Source organism: Afipia sp. Root123D2, from assembly GCF_001425835.1.
GTDB lineage: Bacteria > Pseudomonadota > Alphaproteobacteria > Rhizobiales > Xanthobacteraceae > Afipia.
Window position 1 is genome coordinate 672,525 of record NZ_LMDP01000002.1, and the last position, 22,933, is coordinate 695,457.

Genomic DNA, 22,933 nt, shown 5'->3' on the forward strand with positions numbered 1-22,933 from the left:
ATGGTTCTGTCGCACATCCAACCCGGCCAGACCGGCTTTGAGCGCCTCACCTTTGTTTGCCGGAATTGCCATTCCAGCGAAACAGTCATCGTCCCAATCGAGGCGCGACGGAAGGCAAGGGACGACCCGGCGCACGAGTAAGATTTTTGCCCGAACGCTGGCAGATTCTCCGGAGGAACTAGCACGTCGCAGAACGAGCACTTCCGTGCCCGCGACACCAATGCTCATATCCATCACGCAGACTAAAGCGAGACTTGCCTCTCGGCACAAATTTGGGGCCGAAACCAGGTTCAAGAGTCCGAAATCGGACCGACGAGACCGCGTCGACGCCATTAGGTTGATTTTTTACGATTATTTTTTGTGAGTGAAGCAATGTTGCTGTACGACATCCGGGCGATTGAAAAGCGGCTTCTGTTGCTTTCGAGATTACTGCGTGCTCTCCGAAATAGGACGTTGCCGCAGCTTCCACCAACTCGGCGCCGACGCAAAAAGCGCTGAAGTTGGCTGAATGGAAACAATCACGTCGTAGCAGTAAGCTTCTATGGCCCGCGCTATTTTTCCTCCGGGAGCATGAGGCGGATGAGATGAAGGTTCGCTGTGCGCCACAAGCAGACGTAGGGTATCAACCGGAACAGACGTGCTTCATCTTACACCTAACGAAAAACCGCACGGCAGGAAGCCAATAAATTTTCGACAATCCTGTTCTTCGGCCGATCTCGACGCCAAGCAAGCACTAGATGGCGCGGCGGTATATCATCGGTTAGGCGCACCACCTTGATTGGTTGACCATCGTAAGTGCGATCGGTCGCCGGCTGTGTCACCAAGATACTATAGCCAAGTCCATGACCCACCATCCCCCGGACCATCTCCATCGAACTTGTTCGATATCGAACGGTTGGCTCGAGGCCGCGCTCGCGGAATAGCGAGAGAAAGAATTCACCGCTGGGCGGTGCGTCCAACAGAATCAAGGGTTCTGCTGCAAGCTCCGCAAGTCGAGCCGCACCAGCGGATGCAAGGGCATGACGTTCCGAAACAAGAGCATAAGGATTGAATGCACTCAACCGGACTTTTTCGATGTCTGCCCCCAAATCCCAATCATAAATCAGTGCAGCTTCGATGCCACCAGATTTGAAGTTTTCGCTAATCAGACGTTGATCGCCTTCAATAATTCGCAAATCGATGGATCGACCATCTCCAACAAGGCGCTCCAATACGCGCGGCAAAACATATGGCCCCAGCGTATGAAAAACACCTAGCTTGAGAGTCTCCAAGGAAACATCCCTCTCCGGCAAGGATCTTAGATAAAGCGGCGTGCCATATGACCGATTGGAATAGATAAGAGGAGCACCAACTCGATCCATAGACACATCCACGACAGTCCCGAAAATGACGTAGTGGGATTCCATGATCTCGATCGATAGAACGCGACAGTCAAAGGCGACCAGACAATCGTCCACACGGGGCGCGCCGGTTTTACCCGCCGTCCATTTTATGTTGTTAAATTTTCCGGCTCCACTGGCGCCGTCACGCCCCGCAAAACGGTCCGAAATGTAGGACTGATCATCGCGAAGTATATTAACGCAGAATACGCCGTTGTTTCGGATAGGTTCGGCACTCACACTGCTCTTGTTGACGCATACAAGCAGAATTGGATGTTCAGCATCCGCCGACACCGATGCCATAGCCGAGACAGTTACGCCAAACAGTCCGGAGGATCCATCGGTGGTCACAACGTTAACGGTTGCGGCTACCCGGCTCATCGCATCAAGAAAACGCTGCCGCAATGGGCTGCTCATTTGATGGCAACCCGATGGTAGATACCAATTTCGTTGCTCGGCCTTATCCAAAAAATACAATGCCCGTGCTGTCCGTCGCCAGCACACTCATCTTCCGTTGCCTTGAGCTTCCAGTTGAAACCCATGCTGTGCCCTACCCATTCCAGGGCACCAGCGAACCAGCCGGCAAATCCCGAGCAAACGCTCTGCTTTTCCAGGCCTGAATGCCCCGCCACAAACACCGAGTGGTCTAGCTGCACTCGAGTCTCGCCGGTGCTGCGATTGAGTTCAAGGACGGTGAACTGTCCCCACCCACGTTGAGAGATGCGCTTCATGTAGTGGAGGAAAACGTCTGCACCGTGGAGATTGTGCTGTGCCGCTTCCTTCTCACACCACTGCCACGCAGACTCATAGCCGGCTTCGTACAGCACCCGAAGCGCTGGGCCTTCGCCCAACGCCTTAGTGAATGCGGCAATATGATTGAGATAGAAATGACGCGGCAAGTATATCATTGGCAAGCCATCCGTCGTCCATATTCCCGTTTCCGGATCGACGCGAATAGGGACCGCGGGCTCGAATGAGGCCATTCCTGTCTCCAGTGCTAAAGTGGCGAATTACACGGCGTTGTTTGGATCAAGCACGCGAACGATAAAGTTATCGACCTCGAGCTCGTATTTCCGCCAAATGCGTCGAATCTCCTTAACGGGATCGTCGTGATCATCGACACGAAGATTGATATGAGGAAAATCAAACTGGTCGGCGACCAGTACGGTGGCAGATCGAACGGGATTGATCTCCCCTCCGGCATCAAGCCCTGCCTGTAGGGAATCGATAAGCCTGTCTGCGAACGGAGCCTCGGGCTTGTCCATGTAGCCCTCCACCATCCGCTGCGGCAGCTTGTCCGATACGAGCAAATTACCGATCGAAACACATTGCGGCCCTTCGAAGCCGCAATGCTTGGAAACGATGCTCTTGCCCGAGTAGTGTGCTGTACGGCCATGCTTGTCGACGGCAGCCAGCTGGCGCCAGCCGATGACGTGGCCATTTTCAACCAATGCGTCGATCGTACTTTGCGCGCTCGCGCCTTTTTCAAGCAGATCTAGGCCTTGCGGACCAAGACGCGGATCGGTGCGATTCTGAGTGAGAACCGCACCTACACCGCCGCGCACGAACGGGCAACGCGCACCGACCGCCAGACTGGCAGTCGTAATTGCAACGCCGAACGCCCCGGTCTTTGAGCAGCGTGCTGCAAGCGAAAACGTCATTCGATTCTCTCCTGTGTTAGAAACTTCAGAAACTACTTCAGAAGAACGACAGCGCTGCCCGGCTGCCAGAACAGACTGGCCTTCTGCCCCTCTGTCCTGCCCTCGTTTGCCTGAACTTTGATCTTTCTACCTTGGGCGGTTCTGACTCCCAGTTGCCAATTGGAGCCAAGAAATATTGCGTGCTCGATCACGCCCTCGAACGTGTTCGTATCGCCTGACTGCAGAGATGAACGATCAAGGCTGAAACGCTCCGGGCGCACGCAGAAGACAATGCGCGTCCCCGCGGGGATGGCCCTGTCCGATCGAATCCCGACAACTTCGCCGCTATCGAGCCGTGCCGATATCCGGTCGCCGCTTACGCCCACAACTTCCGCATCGAAGAGGTTGGACTGACCGATAAAATTTGCGACAAACTCGTCAGCGGGGCGCAGATATATCTCCGAGGGCGTGCCGATCTGCCGGATCTTTCCATCGGTCATAACAATGATGGTATCCGCGAGAGCCAGTGCTTCTTCCTGATCGTGGGTGACAAAAAGCGTCGTGATTCCGACTTTTCTCTGGATCTGACGCAGCTCGACCTGCATCTCCTCGCGAAGCTTCTTGTCCAGCGCACTCAGCGGCTCATCCAGCAGAAGCATCTTGGGTCGGATCGCAATGGCGCGGGCGATGGCAACACGCTGACGCTGTCCGCCCGAAAGATGCGCGGGATAGCGGCCTTCCAGCCCCTGAAGTTTCAAGAGATCAACAAGTTCGTTGACCCGTTCCAGGATCTCCGGCTTCGGTACAGATCGCATACGAAGGCCATAGCCGATGTTCTCAGCAACCGTCTTGTGAGGAAACAGGGCGTAGTCTTGAAATACGATGCCGATGTTTCTGCGGTACGACGGTTCACCCGCGACGTCCTTGCCGTCGATTCGGAGCGATCCGGTATAATCGCTGAAGCCACCTATGATGCGCAGCAAGGATGTCTTTCCGCATCCGCTCGGACCTAGAACAGCTGCGAACTCCGACGACGCAAGACGCAGCGAAACGCCCTTCAAAACCTCCTGGTCACCGTAGCTCAGACGAATGTTCTCGAGTTCAACCACCGCCATCGTTACTTACCTGCGAACATATGCTTGAGAACAAATCGGTTGAATACCGTTATGAAAACCACGACGATCAGAACGATGAGCGAGGAAAGAGCCGCGGCGGTCGGATCGTTTTCTGTCTGGATGCTGGTGTAGATTGCGACCGGCAGCGTCGTCCTGTCCCAGACAAGGAACTGGGACGCAGTGAAATTCTCGAACGATGTTACGAATGCGAATATCCCGGCCGCCACCAGACTCGGAGCGATCTGCGGTATCGTTATCTCGAAGAAAGCCCGAACCGGACGCGCACCCAACGACTGAGCCGCCTGCTCCAGCGACGGCGCTACGCCATCCATTGCAGCAAGCACCACACGGACGGTGAACGGAAGGGTAATCACGCAATGGAGGATCGACAGCGAGATGACCGAACTGAATATCCCAAGTGCCGCAAGCGTGACAAGGAATCCCATGCCGACCACTACCTGCGGAACAATAAGTGGAGAAAGAAGAAGCGTTACGACCGCCTGACGCCCAGGGAATGAATAGCGGCTAAGGGCAACCGAGGCAGCAACGCTCGCCATCACGCTAACTGCCGCCGATCCGATTGCGAGCGCCAGCGTCAGCTTCGCCGCGTCAAGGAATCCGTTACGGTTCGCCAGGTTTTGATACCAGCGCAGCGACAGTCCATGCGGAGGAAATGCCTGTTCGACCCCCGCATTGAGCGAAACGCCGATCAGAATGACAATCGGCATAACCAGGAGAAATATCAGCCCTCCTCCCAGCAGACGCACGGCGAGGTGGCGCGATGTGTAGACCGTCATCTCGCACGCTCATATCGGGTGAGACGGTCAAAAACGCTATTCAGGGCATAGACGATGAATGCTGAAAGGATCAGCGTAATGACCGCAGCCGCTGACGCAAAACTGTATTCGAAGGACCGCATGGCCTTGTTGTAGATAAAGTTCGCGATCATGTCGGAGTAACCGCCACCGAGTAGACCCGGAACAATGTACGACGTGAGTTCGAACAGATAGACGATCACAATGCCTGCGGCGACGCCGGGCAGGCTAAGCGGGAATATAACTGTCCAAAATGTCCGAAATGGCGTTGCTCCGAGTGACGACGCCGCCATTTCCACGTTTGGCGATATCCGCTGCAGGCTTGCCAAAATCGGAAACACCATAAAGGGCACCGACACCATCACGAGACCGATCGCAATGCCCGTTTCCGTGAAGAGAATACGGATCGGCTGATCGATCACCTTGATCGACAGCAGAACCGTATTGATGAGGCCGGTCTTTCCGATGATCAGCATGACGGCATAGGTGCGGATCACATATGCCGTGAAGAACTGAATGATCAGAATGGCTCCGGCCACGAGCCGTACTGTCGGACCGGACCGATACATCGCGTATGCGATTACATAGCCCACCACGGCTGTAATGAAAGTGCAGTACAACGAAATGCGCAGCGAATCCGACAGATAGCCCCAATAGAACGATGAGCTGAGAAATCGGATATAGTGCTCGAGCGTAAATCCCTGACCGATCTCGTTCGTACCGCCCGGAGCAAGGCTGTATCGAAACATCGATACCATCATCGCGGCAAAAACCGCGATGATGATGCCGCCCGGCAGAAGCAGCGCCGCTATCTCAGCCCACCTTTTTCTCATTGCGCCTCTATCGGCATGAGCGCTATCGAACCTGGACTTCACGGGCCCAGCGGTCTTCCCACATCGAGTACTGGGTGTTGACCGTAGTCCAATCGACCGAATAGACGTCAGGAATTGGAAGCTTCGGGATAATGCCCCGAAGTTTCTCCGGCACCGCAGCCTCGGGATTGGCCGGCACGGTCCCTGCGATGGACGCCATAATGGTTTGATACTTGGGCTGCAGCATATAATCGACGAACTTCTCGGCCGCCGCTTGCTGAGCGTCGCCACGCCCCTTGACGATGGAAACCGGAATGTCTGCCAAGAAGTGAGGGGCCGGCATCACAAATCGGTATTTTGAATCCGGACCAAGGTGCCGGTAGACGTTTGGCAAGGCTCCCCAGGCAATAACGGCAACTTCACCCGTCTCAAGCAACTTGATCGATTCCGGATCCGTTGAGTACACGGTGTGGATGTTTGGCTTGAGCTTCTGCAGATTTTCGAAACCCTTGTCGATCTTGTGCTCGTCTCCACCATTCAGGAGGGCAGAAACAATCAAAAAACTTCCACGATCGAGCGCCATCGTTACGCCCACCTTATCTTTCAGGCGCGGATCCCAGAGATCTTTCCAATCCTTCAACTCGAACGGCGAAAGGTCGGTGCGGTAAAAGATGCCCCTTGGGGAGAGCCAGATCGAAGCGCCGGTGGGACCTACGAACTGCTTTGGCATCTCGGCAAGTTGAGGAATTTTGCCGGCATCGAGATTGGCCAGCAAACCCGCCTTAGTCGCAACCTGCATCGTGCTGCTGATGGATGTCCACACATCCACCTGCGGATTAGCCTTTTGAGCGGTTAGCTTGTTGAGACCGTCCGCTGCGCCTGACTGGACAATGAACTCAACCTTCGTGCCGGTGTCCTTCTCGAAAGCCTCGGCTACCGGCCGAAAGATATCCTGCCAGCTTCCACCCCATGTCATCAAACGAATGACCTTTGCGGGGGTTTGCGCGCGGCTCATTTTGGAAACGAATGGAAGTACGCCTGACGAAACACCAAGCGCGATAGCCTGCCGTCTGTTCAACATCGCCAATCCCTTCTCCTTTTACCGACCGGACGCGGTGCGCGCCGAATCGGATTCAATGAACTTTGCTGCTCCGAGAACGTGCTGCGTTACGCACGCCGCTGCAGCCTCGCCATCCCTTTTCTGGAGAGCGGCAAGAATGGCGCGGTGCTCGCGCTGGGTTCGGATAATGAATTTCTCGTCAAACAGTGGCTGAACGACCGTGAAATAGTCCTGGTAGTCGCTAACGAGGCGCAACAACCGGTCGTTTCCAGCAGACCGGATCAACTCTTCATGAAATCGACGATTGCACTTGGCTCGTTTTTCGGTCGCGGTGAATGACAATTTTTCCATCGCGTCGCAAATCTCCGCGATCGATGCGAGTTGCTCCTTGGTGATGACATCAGCAGCACGACGCACCGCATAAGATTCGAGCGCGGCACGGACATCAAGAATCTCAAGCAGCTCACGCTTGACGTTCGTGACTTCGTAGCCGGTGCCAACTTGACGGATCAGATTCATACTCCGCAGTTGCCACAGGGCTTCGCGCACGGGCGTGCGACTGACGCCGAGCTCGGAGGCGATGTCTACTTCGACAAGGCGCTTTCCCTCAGTCAGTTCACCATCAATAATTCTCTCTCGCAGATAGCGATGGACCTGATCGGACACGCGATCTCGAACAATGAGGCTCATGGACAAGGTGTCTCCGTCACATTAATAACAGCAGCGGCATAAACCTTACTGGCGATTTCCATCTCGCTGATGGCAACACGCTCGTCGGGCATCGTATTGAATCTTCCACCGGGACCGTAGAGCACACCGGTCATGCCGGCCTTCGCCAGGTGAGCCGCGTCCGATCCGAAGAACTTGGCTGGTGTATGCATGCCTATTTTTGCGGGACTGCCCGAGATCTCCTTATGAACATCACCCAGCGCAACAACAGGCAGCGCATCGTGCTCAACCTTGAAGGGCGGCATGAAAATCCGGTTCTCTTCAACCAGTTTCAGCTCTGCCACGAAAGCCGGATCCTCCGCACTGAGCCGATCTAAAACATCCTGGATGTCACGCATCGCCTGATCGAGCGTCTGCGAAGGGCCGAAACGGCCTGCGCATTTGACAACACAGACATCGGCAAGCTGTTGAGGCCGCCAATCGAGCAGCTGCCGCGAGACTCCCGCACGAATAACGCCGATGTTAATTCGATTAAGCAGACGGTCGCTATCGGTCGCGGCACCGGAGAAAGTCAGTGACCGCAACTGCGGCAACAGTTTTTCCATTCCGGCGATAGCATCGACACCGTCCTCCCGCTTCGACAGGTGCCGGGTCTTCCCCAGAATAGTAATTTCAAACACGAAACTGGCGGAGTGCTGAGTCAGCAGCGTCAGTTCCGTGGGTTCACCAACAATAAAATAGTCAGCACGAACGCCGCTTTCGATCATACGAACGGTGCCAACGCCGCCCTGGAGTTCGCCATGCACGAAGGCAAGGACCACATCCCCCTTCGGTCTGAATCCGGCATTCTTCAACATTGCAACAGCTTCCAGAAAACTCGCGTTGCCGGCCTTCATGTTACAAATGCCGATGCCGTAAACGAACTCTTCGTCAATCTCACCACCCAACGGAGAGCGGCTCCATCCCTCGCCGACCGGGTTGGTATCCATATGCCCATTGTACATCAGCGATGAGCCGCCCCCGCGGCCACGCCAAACACCGATGGCATTGTATCTGCGCGGAGCCACCTCGACGAGCGAGACATCGAGACCAAGTTCAGACATGCGATCCGCAGTCCACTGCGCGATCTCTACTTCGTCTCCACTGTAACTTTTAATGCGAACCGATTGGGCTGCCGTATCGACAAGCCTGTGCCGATCGAATGCCTTTATCGTGTTTGCAGTCGCAACGTCCATTCTATTCGGCCGCCTCGCTCGAAACGTTCAGCCGACGTCCATAACGAGCTTTCGAGTGAAATTCTTCACCTAGCGAAGCGGACGCCAGCATTTGCAAGAGGCGGTCTTCACGGAAATGAAGCGTGAAGGTCCGCAGGTCCCGCAGATAGAGGTTAAGCAACGAGTCGTTGAAAGTTGCACGGGCACCGCAGATATCGAAGGCTTTCACAACGAAATCCATGCCGGCCTGCTTCGCAAGAAACAAAGCATGCATGGATAGCCGCTCGGCCTGATCGTAGTTTCCGGCTTCCCAACTCCGCGCGGCGCGCATCAGCACCGCTTCGGCCGCCGAAATGCGCACTTCAGCTTCACCCAGGTCGTTGAGAGCAACCTGGCCTGCCTTGAGGTCCGGCCGACGATTCAAGTATTCCGCCACAAAATCGAATACGGCCTTGGCCTGCCCGAGGTGGTTGGACGCAAAGCCCAGCGTGAACGTTCGCGGATCCTTTTGGACCCAATCGCCCGGACCGCCAACGACTTCCGATGCATCAACCGCGACGTCCTTGAGATGGATGTTCCAGCTCACGGTCGGACGCATACCGAGAACATCCCAATTGTCCTCAAGCTTAACGCCATCGCGGCCCTTCGGAACCACGGCAAAGACCATGCCCTCGTCCATGCGCGTGGCGCCCTCGACCAGCGTCCAGATAACGTAATAGTCCGCAGCGGGCGCGACGGAAGCAAACCCCTTGAACCCGCTCAGCACAAAGTTAGAGCCGCTTGGCCGGAGGATACTGTCGAATTTTTCAGGACCGGACACTCGCACCGACGCCTCGCTGCCGCACGAAGCATACAAATGCCCCTCTTCCACAATCCCTGGCATGTAGCGATCAAGCTGATCTTGATTACCGTTTCCAGCAACAATGCCAACGCCATGGTTGTGCACCTGCAGAAGTTGCGCTGTCGAACTGCAGTGACGCGCCATTTCGATGAGCACCAGATAGTAGGAGAGATAGCCCTCCTCACCCCACAGTCCGAGTCCGCCATAGCGCTTTGGCACAGTCAGCTTGTGCAAACCGGCGGCCTTGAGTTCCTTGAAGTTCTCTTCCGGGAAAGCCGAAGCTTTGTCGTAAGCCAGACTGCGACCGGCAAAGGATTTGCTCACCTCGCGAGTCAATCCGATTAAATCCCGCTGCTCCTTAGTCAGATCAAAGTCCATCCGGTGCCTCACAAAACTCATTTCGGCTACAATGTACTGGACACTGTATACAGTACGCAACAGGAAAAAGCCGCGCTCGTGCAAGGCAGAAGCTCATTTAGGAGATTTGTGCAGCGCAACTTCAAAGCCAATAGGCTTACGATTGATCTCGGTCAGCCCTGATGCCAGACGACTAGTACTTGGAAGCGCAGCCGGGCCGCTCAGCCGAGTGCCCCGTATGCGGTGCAGCAGTGATCGCTAGATACGGCGAACGCAAAGCCTGGCATTGGGCGCATCGGAGCGCTCGCAACTGTGATCCATGGCGGTGAAAGCAGTCACCCGCGAACCGGTCTCCAACGCAATTCCCTGCGAACAGGGCTTGCGGACGCGACCTGTTCTCGCCTCCGATTTGCAGAAGAGAAGAGAACAGGATGGCGAACGAGAGCCGGCCCCGCGTTCATCGAGTAACGCCATGAAAAATCTAGACGTGCCTCAGCGAAAATGCCGGGAAATGTGAAGATCGAAATCACTCAGAGAGAAACTGATAAGCATCTCAGAGTGACCCGTTACGCCAGGGAAATGTTCGCGTAGGTGCCGAACACACCCTCCAGATCGTCTGTAAGACCTTCCACCCGTTTATTGTAGACGGTTGTATAGTCGACGTTAATGATCGGAATGATGGACAAGTCAGTCATCGCCAGAACTTGCATCTTGTTGAAGAACTCCCGTCGCTTGACCGGGTCGATCTCATTTTGGGCGACTTCGAGCAACTTATCCATTTCCGGATTCGAGTAGCCCGACCCGTTCGAATACGGCACGCCCTTACGGATATTCTTGGACCAGTACATCCGTTGAACGCCGATCGTGGGATCTGACATGTTGAAGATGCCGTAGGATGCGGTCTGGTAAACATTGTCGGTCCAAATGCGCCGCTGAAACGTCGCAGCGTCGGCATTCTGAATGTCGACATCGATGCCGATCGCCCGCATTGCTTGCTTGAAGTACTCTGCGAAGCGGCGATACTGATCCGAGTAAGTCGAAGGATCATGCGTGATCCGAAAGCGAACGCCGCCGGCCTTTCGCGGGAAACCGGCCGCATCAAGTAGCGCTTCCGCCTTCTTGGGATCGAAGGGATACTTTGGAACGTCCGGATTGTAGAACTTCACCAGCTTCTGGGATACCGGTCCCGTTGCTGCGGAACCGTAACCGAACCAGACATTCTTCGCCACAAAATCGCGGTTGATCGCATGTGCGATTGCCTGACGCACCCTCAGATCCTTGAACTGAGGATCCCGCATGTTGAATTCGAAATAATACATGGCGCCGCACATGGCGTAGCCTTCAGTCGTCACCGCAAGGTGAGGTATGCTCTTGATGCGTTCGAGATCGGCGAGCGCAACGGGATCGGTACCACCGATATCGAGCTCTCCGGTTTCAAAAGCCACGGCGCGGGCACCGGAATCGGGAATAAATCGCACGACCAGCGATTCAATCTCCGGCTTACCCTTCACCCAATAGTCGGGGTTACGGGCAAGGCTGATATAGCTACCCCGCTGCCACTCAACGAACTTGTAAGGGCCTGTGCCTACAGGAGCCATACCCAGCTTGTTTGTCGGAGGATCGCCTCCTTCATATAGGTGCTTCGGCAGGATCGGAGACTCCGAGGCAGAGAGCGCCGCCATCACGTAGGGCGACGGCTTGCTCAGCTTGATGATCGCCGTCAATGAGTCCGGGGTCTCGACGGAATCGACATTAGCAAATGTCGCACGTCCTCGCGGATGATGCTTCTTTAAGACTTCCTCGAACGTATACTTCACGTCAGCCGAGGAGAACGGCGCACCGTCGTGCCATTTCACGTTAGGCCTGAGTTTGAAGGCAATCGACAAGCCGTCGTCCGCGACCTTCCATTCGATCGCAAGAGACGGCATCGGATCGAATTTTTTATCATAGGTCAAAAGGCCGTCCAGCATCTTGGTCGAAATCTGCTGAACCATGATGGCTGTGTTGAACGCCGAATTGAGAATCGGCGGTTCAGGGATAATGGTCACGCGCAAGGCTTTCTTCGCGACATCCTGCGCAAACGCTCCACCGACGATATCAAGTGCGGGTAAAACTCCGCTGCTATGCAGGCCGGTGGCGGCGGCTAAGCCACCCAGCAGCTTCAACCGGTCTCTATAAGAGAAATCCATTTTGGTTACCCTTCCTCACAACTGAGCGGCACCATGCCACAGGCCTCGGGACAGGTATTCCATCCCTAAGCAGCGCATCTGATCGTTCTCCCAAATCGCCGCATTGGCCCTACGGCTATTTCCCATCTTTACAAAGGATCGATTTATGTCAACATGCAAAAAGCTGTTTCTATTATATAGAACACGCGCACGAAGCACTTTGACGCACGCTGGTGGCCGGTGTTGCCGTCTGCTTCCATGGGAGATGCGTTTGATAAGTCATATTCATTATGGCTAGCGACCAACGCACCTCTCTCGGTACCCCACGTCATTCGCAGAACGACTCGGCAAGCTTGGCGTTCCTATAAAAGAAAGAAGGAGAGAGAATGATAAGCGAGGATCGTAAGCGAACTGAAAAGTGGCTCGATGGAGCGGCAGCATGCGTCGGAATCACCATTTCCGACACCTATCGCGAGCATGTTGTCGCACAGCTGGAGCTAAACGAATCTCTTATCAAACCTCTTCTCCAATTTGACCTTCCGACAACCGATACCGACAAATGATTCTGGACGGTCGAACCATGCTTCCGAGTGTTTCCGAAATCGCTGAACAGGTTCGCGGCGGTCATCTCCGCGCAACGGAGATTATAGACCGCGCACTGGGAGTTATTGCCGCCAAGGATCGCGCAATCAATGCATTTACGACGGTTACGGCGGAGCGCGCACGTCAGCGCGCTAAAGAGATCGATGCTGTCGTTGGCTCAGGTGGAAACCCAGGTATCCTTGCTGGCGTTCCGTTCGCGGCAAAAGACCTCTTTGACATTGAAGGCATCGTCACACTCGCTGGATCGCGCGTGCTGGCATCGAAATCACCGGCTACCAAAGACGCAAGTGCCGTTCAAGCGCTGGAACAGGCTGGCGCCATTCTTGTCGGCGCACTCAACATGGAGGAATTCGCCTACGGCTTCCTCACTGACAATGCTCACTACGGGCGAACCCGCAATCCGCACAATCTGGAACGGACCGCGGGCGGATCTTCCGGCGGAACAGGCGCAGCTGTAGCCGCAGGAATGGTCCCACTGGCACTTGGCACCGATACCAACGGGTCGATCCGTATTCCGGCATCGTTTTGTGGCGCGGTGGGTATGAAGCCCACCTTCGGTCGGGTCAGTCGTGCAGGAATGATCCCGCTGGCACCCAGCCAGGATCATGTCGGCTGGATCGGAAGCTGCGTCAGTGACGTCGCACTCGCATGGCGCGCACTCAGCGGAGAAGATCCCTCGATCGACGACAATCGTACTCCAGTCGTGGGCTTGGCGGATGGATACTTCGCTGAACGCATGTCCGATGATGTACGGTTGGCGCTCAAGATTGCCTGCGATCAATTCCGGGAGCATCGGATGGTCAAGATTCCAGTCCCGGATACCGCGCGTGCAGCTGCATATGCGATCACAAGCAGCGAAGCCTCGGCGCTCCGGCTGGAAGACCTGCGGCGTCATCCGGAGTTATTTGATCCTTCGACCCGCTACCGCTTCCTCGCCGGTGCCCTGCTCCCGGCTGCCTGGTACATCAAGGCTAAACAATTTCAAGCGTGGTTCCGTACACAACTCGAAAAGCTGTTTGACGAGGTCGATCTGCTGCTGTTGCCAGCGAGTCCTTTTGTTGCTCCGCGCTTTGGCGAGGAAGTCATAGAGCTTGACGGCAGCTCCTATCCGGTGCGCCCGACGATTGGACGTTTTACTCAGCCGATTTCGTCTGTGGGGTTTCCAATCATATGTCTGCCGATAGCTGGTGCTTCGCCACTCCCTATCGGAGTGCAACTCGTTGGGCGACCCAACAGCGAGCATCTCTTGTTGGCAACCGCGCTCAAGCTCGAGCGCGCTCTCGCCACCTCAAGCAGGTAGATTGTTTTTGCCATATTGGTTTTGACATTGACTGTTATGTCCGTTGATATCGAACAAAATCTCACGACATACCGGCTGCGACAAAGGGTCTTGTCGAACGCACCCGCTCAGCTGCCAGGAACAGAATTTTTTACTCCCAGAGACAGCCTCCGCCAAAGTGCGCAACTATGTCTCCGGTACCGTTGCAGTAGAGACTGAGCGCCCCAGCGCAAGACCGCGAACGGCATAGGCCGCCTTGACCGCCGGGTGCGAAGTTAGCGATGGAATAAGTCGGCATCGAAACCCGGAGCGCGTCGCGAAGCGCAAGTCAGCGTTCGCCAAGGCGGGTGCCGTTGCGGCAAGCTTCAGGCCAGCTGGCGCGAAGACGTAGTACGCAACTCATCGACATGCAGGGGGGCTGGACAGAAGTGTGTTTCTGCCCAGCTCCACATGGATGCCATTGGTCCGTCCGCACTTTATAGCTTCACGATTTACTACTACGCGGATAGCCAAGACCCTCCAGATATCTGTCACGTCAACGATGCCAGCGCCGTGAACACTCCTTGGTGCGGTCGTCGAACCACGAGCACCGGGAATGCATTACCGCATCCCCGAATTTCCGATCACTTGATCTCGCTCAACCCCGGCTCCTTGCGAGCGCCCTAAAACTCCATCTCTTGAAATTTTGTGAGGCGTGCCATGGCCGAACTCCCAACCCTGTCGATTTCGCCGCAAAAGGCGTACTTCATCGTTGCCAAAGCTCGCCAATTCGATGCCAAGGACGGCCTCACCGATCCGGAATCAGGCTCCAATGGGAGCGATGACGGCATGCGTTCAGTTTTGGAGGATCGAACCGACGATCCGGTACTCGCTGAACTAACGAGTTTTATCCACGACTTGAACGACGACGAGCAGATTGATCTGGTTGCCCTCACCTGGCTCGGACGCGGTGACGGCGATATCGAAAATTGGGATGAACTTCGCGCCGAAGCCGCCCGTGCGCACAACAAGCGGACAGCCGCCTATCTGTTGGCAAAGCCGATGCTGGCCGATCATCTGGAAGAAGCGCTGTCGAAGTTCGGCCATTCATCAGAAGAAGTTGAGGCCGATTTGTTCTGAGAGGCAATCCTTCGTCGGAAAAGCCATGCCGTACCGCAGCAATGCCGATCTTCCCGCGTCGGTCCGCGATCACCTTCCGCCGCATGCGCAGGACATCTATCGGGCCGCGTTCAACCATGCCTTCGCCGCTCACGCCGGTGACGTTCGGCAGGAAGAGATCGCCCACCGTACCGCTTGGGCGGCCGTCAAGCGATCCTACGTCAAGGATGGCGATCACTGGGTGCCGATCGAATAGAGTGGGTCGCAGCTGCCACCTCGATTCAGGGGATCGCAGCCGGTCGCCTGGCCGGAAAGCGCTTCAGAACGGCCACGACTTCCTGATCGCTGACCTGCCGGAAGTCGTGGTAGAAATAGCCGATCGCTCCGAATAATTCCGGCGTCTCCAGGCAAATCAAGGCATCGACCTCCTTGCGCAACTGCGTGATCGTGTCGGACGGGGCAACGGGCACCGCGAGCACCAGTTCTTTCGGCTTCCGGTTGCGGATCGCTTGAAGTGCTGCTCGCGTCGTCGCGCCGGTTGCAATGCCGTCGTCAACCACGATCACCACCTGCCCTGTGAGCTCCGCCCGCGGGCGCTCTCCGATATAGAGTTGGCGTCGGCGTTCGATCTCCGCGAGTTCCCTTGCACACGCCGCATCGAACTCGTCAGGCGTTGTGCCTGAAAGTTCGATCACTTCCTCATTACGAACTACGATCGGCGCGGTGCCATCCACGACCGCTCCCATCGCGAGTTCCGGCTGGGTCGGCACGCCTATCTTGCGGACAAGGATCAAGTCGAGCGGGGCATCGAGCGCGGCGGCGACCTCCGCGGCCACGGGAACACCGCCGCGCGGCAGCGCGAGAACGACAGCACTGCGGCCCTTATAGTCTGACAGTGCGTTGGCCAATTTGCGGCCGGCATCCGATCTATCCTGGAAATCCATCATTGACCTGCATCCGGCTTGTCCGCTTTCGTGGCGCGGAGATTTCCAGCCACCAGATGGCTTTCGAACCATCCGGCGGCAAGTTCAATGACGGCGTCCAATGCGCCGGCTTCTTCAAAGAGATGGGTGGCACCCGGAACGATTTGAATGCTCTTTTCGCCGCCGAGGCGCTCCAGGGCCTGTTGGTTGAGTTCGATCACACCGTAATCCGCGCCGCCGACGATCAGCAGCGTCGGGATTTTGACAAGTGGCAATACGTCGCCCGCAAGATCCGGTCGCCCGCCACGGGAAACAACCGCACCGATGCGATCGCTGAGTCCGCTGGCCGCCACCAGAGCCGCCGCCGCGCCCGTACTCGCCCCGAACAATCCGATCGGCAGGAAATTAACGTCTGGCTCCTCGGCCACCCGGTGTACCGCTTGCTTCAGCCGCTGGGAGAGCAGGGCGATGTCGAACACATTCTGCCGGTCCTCCTCTTCCTGGGGCAGCAGAAGGTCGAACAACAGCGTCGCGATCCCCCTGCGATTGAGCGCCTCCGCAACCTGGATATTGCGCGGGCTGAATTGGCTCGACCCGCTGCCATGCGCGAAGATGACCAAGGCCCGGGCTTCGTCCGGGCGGTTCAAGGTACCGGCCAGACCGAGTGGCGGTATCCACATCTCTCGCGAAACCACCGACGGATGGTCCTTGCGCTTGCTGTCACGGCTGAACGTGGAACTATGTGACAATGGTCCGATCATCCGATTTTTTTACAGGTTACCTCCGCGCAGGGAACCGATCTTGATCAGCCTCAAACAAGGCTGAACGAATCCGGCTAATTTTGCTTGATGGAGCCTTTGCAGACACTGCCGGAGGCTGGCAGATCCTTTTCTGACAAGAATGCGCCTACTCTCGGCGACAAAGTCCGGTTTCTCAGCTGCCCGGCGACGTATTCATTCGCCCCCGGGCAAGTGGTGGCACGCGAGACCCACATGTCCTGGGTCTTCATGGCCGGCGAACGCGTATACAAGCTCAAAAAGCCGGTTCGCTTCCCCTATCTCGATTTTTCAACTGTGGATCGGCGCGCGGCGGCGTGCCGCGCAGAATATCTGCTGAACCGGCGGCTCGCTCCCGACATCTATCTGGATGTCGTTCCGCTGACGCTATCACCATCAGGTCTCACGATCGCCGGCGACGGGCCTGCCGTGGATTGGCTGGTGGTCATGCGACGGCTGGAGGAGAACGAAACTCTCGAAGCGGCGTTGCGCGGGGGCTGGCTGAAGCCTTTGCAGCTTGATCGACTCGCGGCAACGCTCGGGGCATTTTACCTGCATGCGCGTCGGGTCCAGCTCGAACCCGAGCAGTATCTTGTCTCATGGCAGAAGGCGCTCGGCGATAATTGCCGGGTGCTGCTCGATGCCGGCCTCGACCTTCCTCAAGGCGCGGTGGAGAGGATCGCTCAAGTCCAGCGTTGCTTTGCCGCAAAACGTTCCGCCGTGCTGTTTGAGAGAATTCACCGGCGGCGGTTCGTTGATGCCCACGGCGATCTTCGCCCCGAGCACATCTGGCTGCGCGAGCCCGTAACGATCATCGACTGTCTGGAATTCGACGCAAAACTGCGGGCGCTCGATCCGCTTGACGAAATCGCTTTCCTGCATCTTGAATGCGAACGTCTCGGCGGTCTATGGGCTGCCGAGCGGATCAGGCGACGGCTCGCGCGCGCCCTGGATGACGACGCCGGCAGCGGACTTTTTCTTTTCTATCGAAGTCATCGGGCGATGCTGCGCGCGCGCCTGTCGATCGCCCATCTGCTCGACGTAAATCCTCGCACGCCGGAGAAATGGCCCCGCCTCGCCCGAATCTATCTAAAACTTGCCGCAGCCGATGCCGCGCGCCTCGAGCGTATTCTCGGCAGCCGACGCAAGGTGCAGCAGCGCTAAGTCTCACGCAATTTCAAAATACCAGAAGATCGGTGAGCGGCTTGTCCTCGTGGAGCCGACGGATCGCCTCGGCCAGCAATGGCGCGGCTGGCACAATGTCGAGTTTGTCGCGCACCGGGCCAGCCGGAAGACGGAATGGCGGGACGGCGTCGGTGGCAATGATGCGATCGATGGCTGGATCGGCAAGTGCCGTTTCGGCCCCCTCCATGAAAAGTCCATAAGCAACGCATGCCAGGATTCGCCGGGCGCCATGGGCTCGCGCGGCGCGCGCCGCCCGCACCAGTGTGCCACCGGTACTGATGAGGTCGTCGACGATGATGCAGGTGGCGTCGGCGACGTCGCCGACGAACAGGTCGCCAGAGACAACCCCCGCGCTGCGATGTTTTTCCGCAAACGCCTTGCCGACCGGCCGGCCCAGCACGGTTTCCAGCGCTTCGCGCAGCAGGTCCGCGCGCTTACCGCCACCCAAATCCGGCGAGACGACGCAAAGAGGCTCGTTGCCAACGGCTGTCTTGATCGCATCGATCAGCAGCGGCGCCGCCGTCAACGCCACTGCGCGGCAGCGAAATGCATTCTCAAAGGCGGCCTCGTTGTGTACTTCGAGCGTCACCACGGCATCGCAGCCGATCGCCTCGAAAAGTACCGCCACATAGCGCGTCGTCACCGGATCGTTGGCCTTGGTGCGACGATCTTTTCGCGCATAGCAGAGGTAAGGCGCGATCGCGGTCACGCGCCTGGCACCGGCGTCTTTCAGCGCTCCAATGAAGAACAGCAGCCGGCAGAGCTTGTCGTTGGCGCTTTGGTCGGGGCCACCGTGAAGGCTATGGATCACGTAGATGTCAGCATCGGCAACGGGATCGAGTGGTCTCACCTTGTGTTCGCCGTCTTCGAAATCCCGCTCCTCATGTGCGCTGAGGGGGTGCGCCAGCAGTCTGCTAATATCGCGCCCGAGATCAGCGGTTCCGTTCAAAGCGAATAATCGTAGATGGCGACTTGCAACCGGCCCAACGGCGGAAGGCGACCAAATCTGACTTGGCATCGCGACGGGCCTCCCTGATTTGAGAAAACCTAAACCGTTGGGTCGAATGATTTCTTGACCTGGCTCAACACCACCCCGGCACTTTCAAAACATCGACCGTTGAGGAGGCTCACCGCTTCAGCAGCTTGCGCAATTTCTCCAGCGGCCTTGTATTCAGCACGTCGTCTGCCGTGAGCCAGGCGCGCCGCGCCTGATCGATTCCGAACCGCATGTACTGGAAAGCATCGATCGAATGCGAATCGGTCGAGACCGCGAGCTTTACCCCGGCGAGCTTAGCGGCGTGAGCATGAAAATCGTTCAGATCGAGACGATCCGGCTCCGAATTGAGCTCGAGGTAGCAGCCGGTCTTAAGCGCCGCCGAGATCACGGCATCCATATCGATAGCGTAGGGGTCGCGCTCGCCGATCAGGCGCCCGGTCGGATGCGCAAGGATAGTCACATGGCGGTTCTCCAGGGCACGGACGACGCGATCGGTCTGTGCCTGGCGCGGCAGGTCAAAATGCGAATGCACAGCGGCCACCACAACATCCAGCTTCGCCAGGCTTGAATCCGGCAGGTCGAGACTGCCATCCCGGAGGATATCGACCTCGATACCCTTGAGGATCGTGAAGTTCTTGAACTTCTCGTTAAGCCGGTCGATTTCGTGGATTTGGCGGGCCAAACGCGCCGGATCGAGACCATGCGCCATGGCGACACGCCGGCTGTGATCGGTCAGGGCGATGTATTCGTAGCCCTGCGCCTGCGCCGCTTCTGCCATCCCTGCGATGGGGACCGTGCCGTCGGTCCAATCGGAGTGCACGTGAAGGTCGCCTCGTACATCGGAAAGTTTTACAAGTGTGGGCAGCCTGCCGGCCCGCGACGCCGCGACCTCCCCGCGATCCTCACGCAACTCCGGCGGGATGAATGCCAGCCCGAGCTTTTCATAGACATCTTTCTCCGTGGCGCCGGCGATCCGTCGTTTGCCGGAGAACAATCCGTATTCGTTCAGCTTCCAACCGTGCTGGTTGGCGAGACCGCGCAGCGCAATGTTGTGAGCTTTCGAGCCCGTGAAATACAGCAGCGCCGCGCCGTAGCTTTCTTCCGGCACCGCGCGAACATCGACCTGTAGACCGGAACGCAGCATCACGGTGGTGCGCGTTGGCCCGTGAGCGACAACCTGTGCGACATTTTCGTACTCGACCAGCCTGTTTCCGACCGCCGCGCCGTTCTTCGCGGTTACCAGCACATCAAGATCACCGACCGTGTCGCGGCGCCGGCGATAGCTGCCGGCGACCACGGCGCGCCCGCTGCCGCGTAGAAAGGCCACCAACGCTTCGGCCTCGGCTTCGGCCACCGAGAGCTTGAACCGCTTGGGGGCCTGGGGCCTTTCCAGCGCACCGAGCAGTTTCTTCTCGATCCCAGGGCCGAAGCCGCGGAGCTCGCGCAATCGGCCGGCCTTGATGACCTGGCGAAGATCTTTCAGGGTACGCGCCTTGAGTTTGTCGTAGAGCAGCTTGATGCGCTTCGGTCCGAGCCCGGGAAGCGCAGCGATATCACCGAGTTCGCCGGGCAATTTCCGTTTCAGCATATCGAGCAGATCGAAATGCCCGGTCTTGACGATATCGGCGATCTTGCCAGCGAGATCCTTGCCGATCCCCGGCAACTCCGACAAATCGCTTCCGGACTCCAGCAGGCTCGTGACCGCCTTTGGCAGGCCTTCGATCTCGCGCGTAGCACGGCGGTAGGCGCGCACGCGAAACTGGTTCTCTCCGCCAATCTCAAGGAGTTCGGCAGCCTGGTCGAACATGGCGGCGATTTCCGCGTTCTGCACGGGCATATTCGAATGGTCCAGGAAGGTCGCAATTCGCGCTTGTAAAATATCGCATCGCTCACAACGCCCGGATTGATTCAAATCAGCATCTGCCGGGGGTGCACACCTGCGCGATCATTTTCATTCGCCTCGATGCGTCCGGGAAAACGGCCGGACGACATCGTCGCACGGTCAATTCATATTTGGCTTTCGTGAGAACGATCGTCGTCCTCGTGATCGAGGATGCTTGCCGCAGCATCGATGTTGGCGGGTCGGCGGACACAGCGCGATCCGCTTACCAAGGCCTCGGCATTCAATCCATCACAGCCGGCGACTTCGCGTAACTGTTGATTTGTATCAACGACGGCAGCGCCTCAAAAAATCCGCTTTCCGATACGACCATCCGGAAACAGATACTATCTCACCTGAAGAAACAGCCGTGGGCGCATACGGCGCTGCTAAACGTCACTGTCAATGCGGGCGTCGTGGACCTCTGGGGCGTTGCCGGATCCACAACGGAACGGAAGGCCATCAAGGTTGCCGCTGAATCGGTCCCTGATGTATGCGCGGTCAACGACAATCTGATCATCCGTCCCGCCGGCGGATGGCAGTGAACTCGGCTCTGCACAAACTGCCGAAAGTTACTCGGGGAACCGGCAACTGGTGAACGAGGCATCAGGCCCGCAACCCGTGTTTTTCGAGCAGTTTCACCGTGGTTGCCTGCACGCCCTTTTCGCCGAGTTCATCGGTAAACACGACCCGGGAGCCGACAGCCAGTTCGGAAAACGCTCCGTCAAGAACGCTGTTGCGGTGGAAATAAATCTCATCCCCATCGCTTGATCGAAGGAATCCGAATTCGCCGGCGGGGTCCAGCCGCGCCACGGTTCCGACGGGCTGCCCCTCGTGGCTCTTGACCATCCCTGCCATACGCCGCGCCTTATCCTGAAGCCGCCTGCCTGCCCGCTTGAACGCATCGTTAATGGCAAATAGCAAATCCGAATGTCGCTCATCTTCCTTCGGCGTCCGCCCGATATCGACTTCTCGACCATCCGGTAGCGCCAATCGAATATGGATATCGTACTGGCCGCCGGTTTTTTGTCGATTCCCCGGTCCCTTGACGACGATCCGGCACGCTGTAATGCGACCATAGAGCTGTTCAAGCTTCTTCACATGATCCGCGATCATGGCCTCAACCGCGGGACTGGCAGCCATCTCCTGGAATTCCGTTCGAACTGGCGTTTGCATTGTTCACTCCTCAATCAATCGAGGCGCACACGTGACCATCGGATCTACCGATACTGCTACGACTCTACCGTCAACTTATCCTTGACGTTCTTCACACCGGGTGCCGACCAGGCTGCGTTGCTCACTGAAAACTTCTCGTCCCAGTTTCGAACCTTGCCTTCAAGCAAGACTTCATCGCCGTCCCGAACGGTGACCCGTATGTCCTTGGCTTCGATTTCGGCTTGCCGTTTCAGGGCCGCTTCGATCTTCCTCTTCACGTTGTCGGGCTTCGCATGCGGCTCAATTTCGATGTTGTTGACGACGCTGCGCACCCCCGATAGCCGTCGAATGTCGCGCTCGGCGCTGCTTTTTTGATAGAACCAGTTGACCTTCCCGGTCAAAGTCACGAGGCCGTCCCGAACCGTCACCTGGATTGCATTGCTCGGAATGACACTGTCCCACGACAGCACATTGATAGCGCGCTTAGCGACCTCATCGTCGGCCATTTTTTTATCCGAAGAATTGCGTACTTCGATCTCATCCGCGATTCCATGTACGCCCCTAACCCGACGCACCGCAGATAGTGCCGCCAGCTTCTGCGCATAGCTGCCGACATGTCCTGTAAGGGTTACAACGTCCTGATCCACGGCCACGCCAATATGAACCGGGTCGACGATGGGTTCGTAAGCAAGCTCGTCCAGGATATCGTCGCGCAGTTTCAGTTCGTTCATGATCTGCCTCCTGAGCGCCGGATAATTACCAACCAAAGATTGCCCAACCTCGCCGGCAGGATTGTTGATGCAGGTCAAGGCAGGTCGAACGTTTCAGGCCGAACTTTCATAAGAGTCGATCGGGATCGGCGCGGTCAGCCATGAGTTCAGTAGTCAAAGATTCAACAGGAGGGAGAGCAAATACCTGCCGATATTCAGGAATTTTCTGGTCGCTACCGATGGTCTGAAAGTGCCGGG

At 57.1% G+C, this 22,933-nt stretch carries 24 protein-coding genes; 7 read left to right on the forward strand and 17 right to left on the reverse strand.

Annotated features, from left to right (window positions below; all coding sequences use genetic code 11):
- Positions 1-653: 653 nt before the first annotated feature.
- The 10 genes from ASC80_RS23115 to ASC80_RS12345 are packed head-to-tail and all read right to left on the reverse strand — an operon-like array spanning position 654 to position 9,923.
- Positions 654-1,796: a flavin reductase gene (locus ASC80_RS23115; protein WP_082512545.1), complete on the reverse strand. Its 1,143-nt coding sequence runs from the start codon at positions 1,794-1,796 to the stop codon at positions 654-656.
- On the reverse strand, positions 1,793-2,362 hold the full coding sequence (locus tag ASC80_RS12305) for a DUF5943 domain-containing protein (RefSeq protein ID WP_056297316.1): 570 nt from the start codon (positions 2,360-2,362) through the stop codon (positions 1,793-1,795). The genes ASC80_RS23115 and ASC80_RS12305 overlap by 4 nt, the downstream gene beginning before the upstream one ends.
- A gap of 27 nt (positions 2,363-2,389) precedes the next feature.
- Positions 2,390-3,040 carry a DUF1028 domain-containing protein gene (locus ASC80_RS12310; RefSeq protein ID WP_056297319.1) on the reverse strand — a complete coding sequence of 217 codons (651 nt, stop codon included), beginning with the start codon at positions 3,038-3,040 and terminating at the stop codon, positions 2,390-2,392.
- 32 nt (positions 3,041-3,072) lie between these two features.
- Complete coding sequence (locus ASC80_RS12315) at positions 3,073-4,134, reverse strand: ABC transporter ATP-binding protein (RefSeq protein ID WP_056297322.1); 1,062 nt, start codon at positions 4,132-4,134, stop codon at positions 3,073-3,075.
- 2 nt (positions 4,135-4,136) lie between these two features.
- Positions 4,137-4,901 (reverse strand): ABC transporter permease, encoded by a 765-nt coding sequence (locus ASC80_RS12320; protein ID WP_162244599.1) that lies wholly within the window; start codon positions 4,899-4,901, stop codon positions 4,137-4,139.
- A gap of 26 nt (positions 4,902-4,927) precedes the next feature.
- A complete protein-coding gene (locus ASC80_RS12325; RefSeq protein ID WP_056297329.1) occupies positions 4,928-5,782 on the reverse strand; it encodes an ABC transporter permease in 855 nt (284 codons plus the stop codon).
- A gap of 22 nt (positions 5,783-5,804) precedes the next feature.
- Positions 5,805-6,842, reverse strand: a complete 1,038-nt coding sequence (locus ASC80_RS12330) for an ABC transporter substrate-binding protein (protein ID WP_056297331.1) — start codon at positions 6,840-6,842, stop codon at positions 5,805-5,807.
- 18 nt (positions 6,843-6,860) lie between these two features.
- A complete protein-coding gene (locus ASC80_RS12335; RefSeq protein ID WP_056297334.1) occupies positions 6,861-7,511 on the reverse strand; it encodes a GntR family transcriptional regulator in 651 nt (216 codons plus the stop codon).
- Positions 7,508-8,725 carry a M20 family metallopeptidase gene (locus ASC80_RS12340; RefSeq protein ID WP_056297337.1) on the reverse strand — a complete coding sequence of 406 codons (1,218 nt, stop codon included), beginning with the start codon at positions 8,723-8,725 and terminating at the stop codon, positions 7,508-7,510. The genes ASC80_RS12335 and ASC80_RS12340 overlap by 4 nt, the downstream gene beginning before the upstream one ends.
- A gap of 1 nt (position 8,726) precedes the next feature.
- On the reverse strand, positions 8,727-9,923 hold the full coding sequence (locus tag ASC80_RS12345; RefSeq protein WP_056297342.1) for an acyl-CoA dehydrogenase family protein: 1,197 nt from the start codon (positions 9,921-9,923) through the stop codon (positions 8,727-8,729).
- 179 nt (positions 9,924-10,102) lie between these two features.
- Between ASC80_RS12345 and ASC80_RS24775 the strand changes: the two genes are divergently transcribed.
- The gene (locus tag ASC80_RS24775) at positions 10,103-10,231 is read left to right on the forward strand and encodes a competence protein CoiA family protein (RefSeq protein ID WP_156464376.1); all 129 of its coding nucleotides are present in this window, start codon (positions 10,103-10,105) and stop codon (positions 10,229-10,231) included.
- A gap of 237 nt (positions 10,232-10,468) precedes the next feature.
- On the opposite strand, the gene ASC80_RS12350 is transcribed toward ASC80_RS24775, so the two are convergent.
- Entirely contained in the window at positions 10,469-12,091 is a 1,623-nt protein-coding gene (locus tag ASC80_RS12350) for an ABC transporter substrate-binding protein (RefSeq protein WP_082512547.1), read from the reverse strand.
- Between the two features lie 365 nt (positions 12,092-12,456).
- On the opposite strand from ASC80_RS12350, the gene ASC80_RS23120 reads away from it, so the two are divergent.
- The 4 genes from ASC80_RS23120 (at position 12,457) to ASC80_RS12365 (ending at position 15,306) form a co-directional block, all read left to right on the forward strand.
- Entirely contained in the window at positions 12,457-12,633 is a 177-nt protein-coding gene (locus tag ASC80_RS23120) for a DUF4089 domain-containing protein (RefSeq protein ID WP_082512548.1), read from the forward strand.
- Positions 12,630-13,973, forward strand: a complete 1,344-nt coding sequence (locus ASC80_RS12355) for an AtzE family amidohydrolase (protein WP_056297347.1) — start codon at positions 12,630-12,632, stop codon at positions 13,971-13,973. Before ASC80_RS23120 ends, ASC80_RS12355 begins: the two co-directional genes overlap by 4 nt.
- A 678-nt stretch (positions 13,974-14,651) precedes the next feature.
- Entirely contained in the window at positions 14,652-15,071 is a 420-nt protein-coding gene (locus ASC80_RS12360; RefSeq protein WP_056297348.1) for a DUF3775 domain-containing protein, read from the forward strand.
- Positions 15,072-15,096: 25 nt separating this feature from the next.
- The gene (locus ASC80_RS12365) at positions 15,097-15,306 is read left to right on the forward strand and encodes a ChaB family protein (RefSeq protein WP_056297349.1); all 210 of its coding nucleotides are present in this window, start codon (positions 15,097-15,099) and stop codon (positions 15,304-15,306) included.
- Positions 15,307-15,331: 25 nt separating this feature from the next.
- Here the strand turns inward: ASC80_RS12365 and ASC80_RS12370 are convergent, their stop codons facing one another.
- Both ASC80_RS12370 and ASC80_RS12375 read right to left on the reverse strand, forming a co-directional pair.
- Positions 15,332-15,994 carry a phosphoribosyltransferase gene (locus tag ASC80_RS12370; RefSeq protein ID WP_056297350.1) on the reverse strand — a complete coding sequence of 221 codons (663 nt, stop codon included), beginning with the start codon at positions 15,992-15,994 and terminating at the stop codon, positions 15,332-15,334.
- Positions 15,994-16,734 carry a dienelactone hydrolase family protein gene (locus tag ASC80_RS12375; protein WP_156464377.1) on the reverse strand — a complete coding sequence of 247 codons (741 nt, stop codon included), beginning with the start codon at positions 16,732-16,734 and terminating at the stop codon, positions 15,994-15,996. The genes ASC80_RS12370 and ASC80_RS12375 overlap by 1 nt, the downstream gene beginning before the upstream one ends.
- A 231-nt stretch (positions 16,735-16,965) precedes the next feature.
- Between ASC80_RS12375 and ASC80_RS12380 the strand changes: the two genes are divergently transcribed.
- Positions 16,966-17,913 carry a hypothetical protein gene (locus ASC80_RS12380; RefSeq protein ID WP_156464378.1) on the forward strand — a complete coding sequence of 316 codons (948 nt, stop codon included), beginning with the start codon at positions 16,966-16,968 and terminating at the stop codon, positions 17,911-17,913.
- A gap of 13 nt (positions 17,914-17,926) precedes the next feature.
- Here ASC80_RS12380 and ASC80_RS12385 read toward each other — a convergent pair whose 3' ends face one another.
- A complete protein-coding gene (locus ASC80_RS12385) occupies positions 17,927-18,952 on the reverse strand; it encodes a ribose-phosphate diphosphokinase (RefSeq protein ID WP_056297351.1) in 1,026 nt (341 codons plus the stop codon).
- Between the two features lie 109 nt (positions 18,953-19,061).
- Positions 19,062-20,768 carry a DNA polymerase/3'-5' exonuclease PolX gene (gene polX, locus ASC80_RS12390; RefSeq protein WP_056297352.1) on the reverse strand — a complete coding sequence of 569 codons (1,707 nt, stop codon included), beginning with the start codon at positions 20,766-20,768 and terminating at the stop codon, positions 19,062-19,064.
- 320 nt (positions 20,769-21,088) lie between these two features.
- On the opposite strand from polX, the gene ASC80_RS12400 reads away from it, so the two are divergent.
- A complete protein-coding gene (locus ASC80_RS12400) occupies positions 21,089-21,355 on the forward strand; it encodes a BON domain-containing protein (protein WP_056297354.1) in 267 nt (88 codons plus the stop codon).
- A gap of 61 nt (positions 21,356-21,416) precedes the next feature.
- Here ASC80_RS12400 and ASC80_RS12405 read toward each other — a convergent pair whose 3' ends face one another.
- Together ASC80_RS12405 and ASC80_RS12410 are read right to left on the reverse strand one after the other, a co-directional pair.
- Entirely contained in the window at positions 21,417-21,986 is a 570-nt protein-coding gene (locus ASC80_RS12405) for an HPF/RaiA family ribosome-associated protein (protein ID WP_056297355.1), read from the reverse strand.
- A gap of 56 nt (positions 21,987-22,042) precedes the next feature.
- Positions 22,043-22,696, reverse strand: coding sequence for a BON domain-containing protein (locus tag ASC80_RS12410; RefSeq protein ID WP_056297357.1), 654 nt, complete (start codon positions 22,694-22,696; stop codon positions 22,043-22,045).
- Between the last annotated feature and the right edge of the window lie 237 nt (positions 22,697-22,933).

Coding starts and splice junctions, on each gene's coding strand:
- ASC80_RS12335 (WP_056297334.1), bottom strand. CDS start 7,511: ATGAGCCTCATTGTTCGAGATCGCGTGTCCGATCAGGTCCATCGCTAT.
- ASC80_RS23115 (WP_082512545.1), bottom strand. CDS start 1,796: ATGAGCAGCCCATTGCGGCAGCGTTTTCTTGATGCGATGAGCCGGGTA.
- ASC80_RS12330 (WP_056297331.1), bottom strand. CDS start 6,842: ATGTTGAACAGACGGCAGGCTATCGCGCTTGGTGTTTCGTCAGGCGTA.
- ASC80_RS12310 (WP_056297319.1), bottom strand. CDS start 3,040: ATGACGTTTTCGCTTGCAGCACGCTGCTCAAAGACCGGGGCGTTCGGC.
- ASC80_RS12385 (WP_056297351.1), bottom strand. CDS start 18,952: ATGCCAAGTCAGATTTGGTCGCCTTCCGCCGTTGGGCCGGTTGCAAGT.
- ASC80_RS12345 (WP_056297342.1), bottom strand. CDS start 9,923: ATGGACTTTGATCTGACTAAGGAGCAGCGGGATTTAATCGGATTGACT.
- ASC80_RS12405 (WP_056297355.1), bottom strand. CDS start 21,986: ATGCAAACGCCAGTTCGAACGGAATTCCAGGAGATGGCTGCCAGTCCC.
- ASC80_RS12340 (WP_056297337.1), bottom strand. CDS start 8,725: ATGGACGTTGCGACTGCAAACACGATAAAGGCATTCGATCGGCACAGG.
- ASC80_RS12325 (WP_056297329.1), bottom strand. CDS start 5,782: ATGAGAAAAAGGTGGGCTGAGATAGCGGCGCTGCTTCTGCCGGGCGGC.
- ASC80_RS12360 (WP_056297348.1), top strand. CDS start 14,652: ATGGCCGAACTCCCAACCCTGTCGATTTCGCCGCAAAAGGCGTACTTC.
- ASC80_RS12380 (WP_156464378.1), top strand. CDS start 16,966: ATGTCCTGGGTCTTCATGGCCGGCGAACGCGTATACAAGCTCAAAAAG.
- ASC80_RS12365 (WP_056297349.1), top strand. CDS start 15,097: ATGCCGTACCGCAGCAATGCCGATCTTCCCGCGTCGGTCCGCGATCAC.
- ASC80_RS12375 (WP_156464377.1), bottom strand. CDS start 16,734: ATGATCGGACCATTGTCACATAGTTCCACGTTCAGCCGTGACAGCAAG.
- ASC80_RS12410 (WP_056297357.1), bottom strand. CDS start 22,696: ATGAACGAACTGAAACTGCGCGACGATATCCTGGACGAGCTTGCTTAC.
- ASC80_RS12315 (WP_056297322.1), bottom strand. CDS start 4,134: ATGGCGGTGGTTGAACTCGAGAACATTCGTCTGAGCTACGGTGACCAG.
- ASC80_RS12355 (WP_056297347.1), top strand. CDS start 12,630: ATGATTCTGGACGGTCGAACCATGCTTCCGAGTGTTTCCGAAATCGCT.
- polX (WP_056297352.1), bottom strand. CDS start 20,768: ATGCCCGTGCAGAACGCGGAAATCGCCGCCATGTTCGACCAGGCTGCC.
- ASC80_RS12350 (WP_082512547.1), bottom strand. CDS start 12,091: ATGGATTTCTCTTATAGAGACCGGTTGAAGCTGCTGGGTGGCTTAGCC.
- ASC80_RS23120 (WP_082512548.1), top strand. CDS start 12,457: ATGATAAGCGAGGATCGTAAGCGAACTGAAAAGTGGCTCGATGGAGCG.
- ASC80_RS12370 (WP_056297350.1), bottom strand. CDS start 15,994: ATGGATTTCCAGGATAGATCGGATGCCGGCCGCAAATTGGCCAACGCA.
- ASC80_RS12305 (WP_056297316.1), bottom strand. CDS start 2,362: ATGGCCTCATTCGAGCCCGCGGTCCCTATTCGCGTCGATCCGGAAACG.